The 7139-nt window shown below is 37.1% G+C and carries 13 protein-coding genes and 1 pseudogene; 9 read left to right on the top strand and 5 right to left on the bottom strand.

Annotated elements, in window-relative coordinates:
* From FS875_RS10700 to FS875_RS09015, 5 genes and pseudogenes are all read right to left on the bottom strand, one after another.
* Positions 1–92, bottom strand: a pseudogene (locus FS875_RS10700) (recombinase); the annotation flags it as partial.
* 73 nt (positions 93–165) lie between these two features.
* Positions 166–624 (bottom strand): hypothetical protein, encoded by a 459-nt coding sequence (locus FS875_RS09030; RefSeq protein WP_144755885.1) that lies wholly within the window; start codon positions 622–624, stop codon positions 166–168.
* A gap of 133 nt (positions 625–757) precedes the next feature.
* Complete coding sequence (locus tag FS875_RS09025) at positions 758–1495, bottom strand: antA/AntB antirepressor family protein (protein WP_144755882.1); 738 nt, start codon at positions 1493–1495, stop codon at positions 758–760.
* Positions 1496–1545: 50 nt separating this feature from the next.
* Positions 1546–1965 carry a hypothetical protein gene (locus tag FS875_RS09020; protein WP_144755879.1) on the bottom strand — a complete coding sequence of 140 codons (420 nt, stop codon included), beginning with the start codon at positions 1963–1965 and terminating at the stop codon, positions 1546–1548.
* A gap of 271 nt (positions 1966–2236) precedes the next feature.
* Positions 2237–2590: an XRE family transcriptional regulator gene (locus tag FS875_RS09015; RefSeq protein ID WP_144755876.1), complete on the bottom strand. Its 354-nt coding sequence runs from the start codon at positions 2588–2590 to the stop codon at positions 2237–2239.
* A gap of 88 nt (positions 2591–2678) precedes the next feature.
* On the opposite strand from FS875_RS09015, the gene FS875_RS09010 reads away from it, so the two are divergent.
* The 9 genes from FS875_RS09010 (at position 2679) to FS875_RS08965 (ending at position 6990) form a co-directional block, all read left to right on the top strand.
* Positions 2679–2915: a helix-turn-helix domain-containing protein gene (locus tag FS875_RS09010; protein WP_144755873.1), complete on the top strand. Its 237-nt coding sequence runs from the start codon at positions 2679–2681 to the stop codon at positions 2913–2915.
* Between the two features lie 9 nt (positions 2916–2924).
* Entirely contained in the window at positions 2925–3242 is a 318-nt protein-coding gene (locus FS875_RS09005) for a dATP/dGTP diphosphohydrolase domain-containing protein (protein ID WP_144755870.1), read from the top strand.
* Positions 3243–3253: 11 nt separating this feature from the next.
* Entirely contained in the window at positions 3254–3679 is a 426-nt protein-coding gene (locus FS875_RS09000; RefSeq protein WP_144755867.1) for a hypothetical protein, read from the top strand.
* Between the two features lies 1 nt (position 3680).
* Positions 3681–4058, top strand: a complete 378-nt coding sequence (locus FS875_RS08995; RefSeq protein WP_246067898.1) for a hypothetical protein — start codon at positions 3681–3683, stop codon at positions 4056–4058.
* Positions 4059–4321: 263 nt separating this feature from the next.
* The gene (locus FS875_RS08985) at positions 4322–4789 is read left to right on the top strand and encodes a crossover junction endodeoxyribonuclease RuvC (RefSeq protein ID WP_144755861.1); all 468 of its coding nucleotides are present in this window, start codon (positions 4322–4324) and stop codon (positions 4787–4789) included.
* Positions 4789–5154, top strand: a complete 366-nt coding sequence (locus tag FS875_RS08980) for a helix-turn-helix domain-containing protein (protein ID WP_144755888.1) — start codon at positions 4789–4791, stop codon at positions 5152–5154. The genes FS875_RS08985 and FS875_RS08980 overlap by 1 nt, the downstream gene beginning before the upstream one ends.
* Positions 5144–5494, top strand: coding sequence for a DUF1376 domain-containing protein (locus tag FS875_RS08975; RefSeq protein ID WP_144755857.1), 351 nt, complete (start codon positions 5144–5146; stop codon positions 5492–5494). Before FS875_RS08980 ends, FS875_RS08975 begins: the two co-directional genes overlap by 11 nt.
* Positions 5484–6581, top strand: coding sequence for a DUF1376 domain-containing protein (locus FS875_RS08970; protein WP_144755854.1), 1098 nt, complete (start codon positions 5484–5486; stop codon positions 6579–6581). The genes FS875_RS08975 and FS875_RS08970 overlap by 11 nt, the downstream gene beginning before the upstream one ends.
* Positions 6544–6990: a hypothetical protein gene (locus FS875_RS08965; protein ID WP_208000031.1), complete on the top strand. Its 447-nt coding sequence runs from the start codon at positions 6544–6546 to the stop codon at positions 6988–6990. Before FS875_RS08970 ends, FS875_RS08965 begins: the two co-directional genes overlap by 38 nt.
* Positions 6991–7139 lie beyond the last annotated feature (149 nt).

Raw genomic sequence — 7139 nt, 5'->3', positions numbered from 1 at the left:
TGACTGATACATGTTTTGATAATAGTTTTTCGAAATTGTTCATGAGAAAACCCATATTTATTTGCCATAGTGGCTAAGGGTGAATTTGTCATTATTGTTTTCCTTATTTTACGCGCAACTCACCCGTTGCGTGAATCACGCATGTGTTAAAAGTTGTTTGGTTTGCTAGAAAGGAATGACATCCTTTTCTGAAGAGCCGCTGTTCTGGGCTGTCATAGTTTGTTTACAAGCTTTTGAGTTATCATAGATTTTTGTATTGCCATAAATTCTTGAATCGGCATCAATAATGACATTTCCATAAATTTGTGTGTGTCCAAAAATATGACCACCATCTATTTTGGCGTTATTATAAATTTTTGCATTGCCAAAAACTTCAGCGGAATAACGAACTTGTGCGTTATTATAAATCTTAGCACTATCGTAAATCTTGGCAAAAGAATGCACCTTGGCATCATTATAAATCCAACAATCGTTTTCATGGCTTAAATTATCTTCATCTTCTATGAAACCGCCAAGATCACCAGCTTTTACATCTCCAAAATCTTTTAAAGCACGGATACGGAAAAGATTAATGTATCCATCAACTTCGATTGTCTCATCAGTGAGTTCGTATTTCTTTTCCATGATTATTATCCTTATTTTACGCGTAATTCACCCGTTGCGTGCATCACGCATGGTTAAAAGTTGTTTTGTGTTGTTAGAAAGATGACTATAGAGATCTTCTAAGATTAGAATTTTATTCCCTATTCATAAGCTCTTAATGCATGGATTGTCTTTTAATTTCTTCAGACAGGAGGCCCATACCTTTAGTGGTAATTTTTGCAGCTGGAATGAGTTTTTCAGTCCCCTCTGAAGTTTGAATAGTGATAACAGGACAATCCATAAGGCCTTTTTGTATTTTGTCTTGATAAGGCAATAAATGTGCACGGCAAGTGCGTCGATACACCCACCCTTTTAGTTGTAAGAATTGAATGAATTGTTTTGGTTGCATCTCGAATATTTTAGCAGCTTCATTAAGACCAAAAAGCCCATCAGAACGTTGTAAACTTTCAAGAGTCATTGCTTTTGGTTTTAACTCTCTAATGATAGTGTCTTTTTGCTCTATTTGTCCTTGTAGGTAATTCAAAAAGCCAATCATAGCTTGCGGACAAGAGTAATCGATTTGTGGTGTTATTGCTTGTTTAGCCCGCCGTTCACATTCGATAAAATATTGCCTTGCTTTTTTCCCTTTTTCATTACGCTCTACCATGGCGAGTTCTTTAGCCATGTCTAATGTGAGATGATATTCTACTGCTATGGCATTATTCGCCTCCATTTTTTTGTGGAAGCGAAAAAAGTCCTTACCATCAAGAAAAGCATATGTCATGATGCGCTTTTTAATCCAAGTAGAGAAATCTTGTTTGCTTTCCAAAAACGCATGCAAATCACGCGCATTGACTGTTTGAACGCTTTCATTATTGACAGTTTTATTAGCGATAGCGATAGGATTATCCATTTTTCAGACCTCCTAGTAAATTATCAATCTTGATGACAGAAGGTGGCGTATTAAAAACGCTTTGAGTATATTGAGTAATTAGGATAGTTAGGAAGGACATCAGAAGGGTGTAACCGGTTCTGCTCTTCATAAGTCCCGTAGACTTCATCAATATATTTTTCTGTAGCTAAATCATCTAGAAGTTGATTGAAAGCCTCGCTTTCTCGAATGAAGTAATGAACCCTAGAGTCTTCATTAAGGTTCTCTCTGTTCTGGTTTACATAGAATTCAGCGATTTCTTCAGAGATATCTTCACACCGGTTATTTTCTGGTTCCACACGCAAGATTTTGACGGCATTATCGGCTTCATTAATAAAGTCGATAATGTCTTTTTCTTCGAAGAAAGGTCCATATTGAGCGAGATTTTCTGTTTCGTCTTCGCAAATGACTAAGAGAATTTCCTTAGAAGTTATGAAAACTGGTTTGTCCACAATTGCCTCCATGATGCCTATTGGCAACGGTTAGTTTATAAGATATGAGGCATATATAATACGCATAATGCATACGTGTCAATAAAAAAGTATGCATTATGTGTATTTTTAATAGAATGATATCAAAAATCCTCTTATGGATTTTCATTAATTGTCGTTTCTCTACAAAGGAGAGAGGAAGAAGTTATGAGAAAAAAACAAAGAGATATAGAATTAAATAATGAAATAGTACGATTAATTTCTACTATTAGTTATGAGAGGCAAAAAGCTTTCATTTTTTTTCTTCATCATTCAGGCGATTTAAAAGGTGAAGAATTGTTTCTTTATCTGTCTGACTTGTTTTCTTCAGTAGATCAATGATTTGTTCTTCAATAGATTGTTTTATTGTAGAAATTGGAAAGGAGGGACCTTCTCCTTCTCCAGTTAACAACCATGCTTCACTAATTCTAAATGCTTTTGCGTATTTTTTAGATGCACGTGATATTCCTCTAAGTCCTTGTTCATGTTGTATATAACTAGAGTAGTTCCATCCAAAATACCTAGTTGCTTCTTTAGCACTTCTAAAACCACGTAATAAGCGCGCTTTCATTAATCTAGAAGACTGATCTTTTGTTTTATCGGGCATTTTTATCTCCATATATATATTCATATTGCATAAAATTGGTATGCATTTCGACTTGACATTAAAATACTCATAATGCATACTTTTCTTCATGAATAAGGTAGAAATAAAACAACTTAGGAAACGCTTTAATCTTACGCTGAACGAAATGGCGGCGTTATTAGGCGTCAACAAATCAACAGTATGGCGTTGGGAAAAACATGGCGTTCCTTCAAGAGGAGCAGTTGCTTATCTTTTAAAATCATTATGTGAACAAGCAAGCCCCCCAATTACGAAAATTTGCAAAAGCCCCCGCGTTGATAGCGCGTGCGACCGTTTGCAGCCTTAGGAGATGATGATGGCTATAAATGAAGCTCATAAGAATGATGATGGCAAATCACGAGTAGATCTTATACCGCCTTTAGCATTGCTTGAAATCGGTCGTGTTTTAGAGTTTGGAGCAAAGAAATACGGAGCAAACAACTGGCGTAATGGCATGGCTTGGAGCCGGTTTCACGGTGCCGCTTTGCGTCATTTATTAGCATGGTTTGGTGGAGAACATAAGGATGCTGAGAGTGATTTATCACATTTGGCACATGCAGCATGTTGCCTGCTTTTCTTAATGGAATGCGAGGCAAAACAGATTGGTTGTGATGACCGCCCCCATAAAAATTAATGGAGATCAAGATGAGTTCAAATGAAATGATGACGATAGCGATAGTTGTGTGTGCGTTGATGGGAATATTGCTTTTTAGCGGTGTGATGTTTCGCTTTGCATTGCATCATCGTGAGAAGTCTAAACAACTTGCAGAGCAGATTGAAAAGTTTCAAATCCAAATTAGCAATCTTAAGGAAGAAATAAGAGCGAAAGAGATTAAGTTTTTAAAGGAAACCAAGCAGACCATTGATGAATGCGATGCAGACCTTAAAGAACTTAATCAAAAGATAGATGAGTATGATGACACGTTCAAAAGAAAGAACGAAATTATAAACAGCCTAACAGCAGATATTCAATCACGCGACGAGGAAATAGAGAAGCTTAAAGACGAGCTTAAGCAGCGTGATGCATTTGTAAAAGAAAAGTCTCATAAGAATAAGAAGAAAAGTAAGTGAGATGAGAGGGATGGAAGATATGAAAGTTAAAAAGAAGTATGAACTTACAGATGACGTAGTTGATCTTGGTCCTTTCAAATTACACCGTATACGCGCTTTGAGAAGCTTTGGTAAAGTAAGAAAAGGTGATTTAGGTGGTTGGGTAGAGAGTGAAGATAACCTTAGTCATGAAGGCGATTGTTGGATTAGTGGTTTGGGGGCTGTTTTTGGGGAGGGAAGATTAGATGGTGATACACTAGTTCCAAACTTTAATTGCATTTATAAGACGATTTACAAATTGTCTATGTTAACACCACAGAAATACATGCAATCACTACCTTGGCACCGTAGAATATGGGAGCGACTCCGTTATTATTGGGAGTACAGAATATGGCTGTAAAGAAAAGTAAGTGAGGAAAGGGATGGGCTTTATTGCACTTATTATATCTTGTTATGCAGCTTATACCGCTTTTAAAACCGTAAAAGAGCTTAAACAAGAGATAGATGAAAAAGACGAAATAGTACACGAGCAAGCAAAGTTAATCCAAAAATTATCTAATCGTAACATTTCCTATTGTGCGAATTGCAGTAAAATTGTGTGCAGAGAAGTTGTTTAAAGCACCATGCATAAAAAAGAACAATCAGTAAATTAAGGTGATTTAAATGTCTCATACAATCCTTTGTTTTGACCTAGGTACGAAGATGGGATGGGCGATACGTGGAGGGGATGGTGACGTATTTAGTGGTACCGTTGATTTTAAATCCCGCCGTTTTGAAGGCGGTGGGATGCGTTATTTACGCTTTAAGCAATGGCTTAATGAAATAAAGCAGACAGCAGGTCAAATTGACGCGGTGTATTTTGAAGAAGTGAGGCGTCATGTTGGAACCGATGCGGCGCATGTTTACGGTGGTTTGTTAGCAACGTTAACGGCATGGTGTGAAGATCATCAGATACCGTATGAAGGCATTCCAGTTTGTACGATTAAGAAAGCGACGACGGGCAAGGGGAATGCGTCAAAAGAAGAAATGATAAAGGCAATGCGTGCAAAAGGACACGCGCCTTGTGATGATAATGAAGCGGATGCTTTATCAATTTTACATTTAATTAAAGGAAGGGAGATCTTAGAGTGATGTCCAGTAACAAAGTAGCGTGTGCAAAGTTTAAGTCAGATCAGTTTTTAAAAGAGCTTATGGGCTTAAAAGCAACAGAGAAGGCAGTTTATACAACTCTTGCGTTGCTTATGAATGATAAGAAAGCGCCTCTTATCAATAATGCGTCTTATTTATCAAGTTGGTGTGGGTGTTCAATAAGAACGTTTCAAAAGGCATTAGAGACTTTAATAAGCATGGGTTACATCACGCGTTTAGAGAATGGGAACTTATGGCATAGGTCATTAGCTTTTGATTATACGATTAGCAAAGCTTCAGAAAGAGCTTCAAAAGCAGCGCATATAAGGTGGAGTAAGAAAAGAGAGGAGGCAATACATGTCCAGTAAATTGCCATGGACGAAGCTTTTTGCATACAAATGGCTTTTGACTCTTTTTTGTTTGTCGCCGACCGAGAAATGTATCTATGTCATGTTGCGACTTTTAATGCTTCATATTGGTGAGCCTATTTCGAATGACTTAAGGGAATTGGCTCTTGTGGTTGGTTATCCAGTAAAAGAGTTTGAAGAAGCTTTGAATTCCTTGATTGAAGGTGGAGTTATCATACGTTTAGAAGATGGTCGTTTGTGGAATTTAGAAGTTGAAAAAGAACTCAACAACTCAAATGAAGAGCTAGATAATTTCATTTGCAATAATAATGAAAAAAGGGAGGTGAATTATGTCAACTAAGTTGGCTTGGGTTCGCAGCTTTCCTTCAGATTGCCTTGCAGAAACAAATGGTATGAAAGCATTTCAAATAGCAACATACGTTACATTGAAATGGCACATGCGTAAAAGTGGAGAACCCATTTTTTGTGATCAAGATAAATTAGCACATAGTGCTGGCTGTTCAAAAAAGATCTTTAATAAGGCGTTAGAGTTTTTATTACGTGACAAGAAGATCATCTGTTTAGACGATGGTCGTTTGTGGAGTTTACAAGTTGAGGAGGAACTCAATAACTCGAATGAAAATTTAAGCAAGTTTTCAGAAAGAGCACAAAAGGCAGCAAAGGCAAGATGGGATAAAAATAAAGATAACAGTGACGATGATGCTAAAGATGCTACAAGCAATGCTAGTAGCAATGCTACAAGCAATGCACAAGCAATGCTTAATGATGCCAATCACAACCACAACCACAATCACATATATAATAAAAAAAATAAAACTATCGTTTTATCAAAAAAAGAAATCGATTTTGAAGATTTAGAAACAACCGATTTGGTTGGAGAACCAATCGAGGGTGATGATGTTCAATCAGAACAAATCGAAACGGGTGTAGAAAACCAACCTCCCATTCACGAGCAAGAAAACGTTTCGAAAAAACCAAAACGTTCAAAAGCTAATCGAGATTGTCACTTGCCCAATGATTTCGAGCCTAATTTGCAATACGCAATCGATAAAGGATTAACGCATGATGAGGCGTTATTAGAATTCGAAAGATTTAAACTTCATTGGCAAGATAACCCAAATCGAAATGCTAAAAAAAGTGACTGGCAAAAGGCTTGGTACCAATGGATTACAAATCCCAAATATGGATTGCTAGCCCAGAAAAAGGAAAAATTAGAAAGGGAAAAACAGTATGCAAAACAAAGCAATCAACACACAGAACAACAGCGCGGGTGGAGTTATCGAGTTGCACAGCACATGTCCAATATCAAAAATTCAGATAGTGTTTACAAATTTTTATTCGAGGATGACAACGCAAGCACCATTCCATTGGAAAACAGGACAAAAGCCATTGAGTGCAGAAGCGGAGAGAGTTACAGCATTTGTTAATGATGCGTTGAAAAAGCTTGAAAGAAAAGCGACGGAAGAGGAAATACAAACAACCTATCTTGTCCTTTCAAATGGTCTCAAAAGCCCCATGGGATCAGATGAGAAAGCAACAGCGCTTGCGTATTTTTATGCTCTTAATGGCATAAGTAGCTGGATATTGCAAACAGCAACAAAGAACGCTTTAAAAGGCAAAGCAGAGGGATTAAGTTCAACTTTTATGCCGTCTGCAGCAGATTTTTATCTTTACTGCGAAAAGCTTGAAAGTGATATTCGTTTGCAAGCCAATTGTATTCTTAAGAACCTTCAAAAGCCGGAGATAGGTGATAAAAATCAAAAGACAGCGGTTACACCAGAACGTCCAGATAGAACCGAAAAGAGCCTTGAAGAGGTTTTAAAGGGGATTGAATGATAAACAGTAAAATGGTGAAAATTAGAGATCCTATTGGATTAGATATGCGTTTAAATCGATAAAAAGGCACCGTACAGAGCGATTTAAAGATTTTATGATAGAAACCATATTGAAATTAAAAACGCTTCTGTACGATGCAATATGAGGCA

It is taken from the genome of Bartonella saheliensis, from assembly GCF_902162175.1.
The sequence above is the reverse complement of the archived record's forward strand: the minus strand, read 5'-3'. Positions and strand labels throughout refer to the sequence as shown.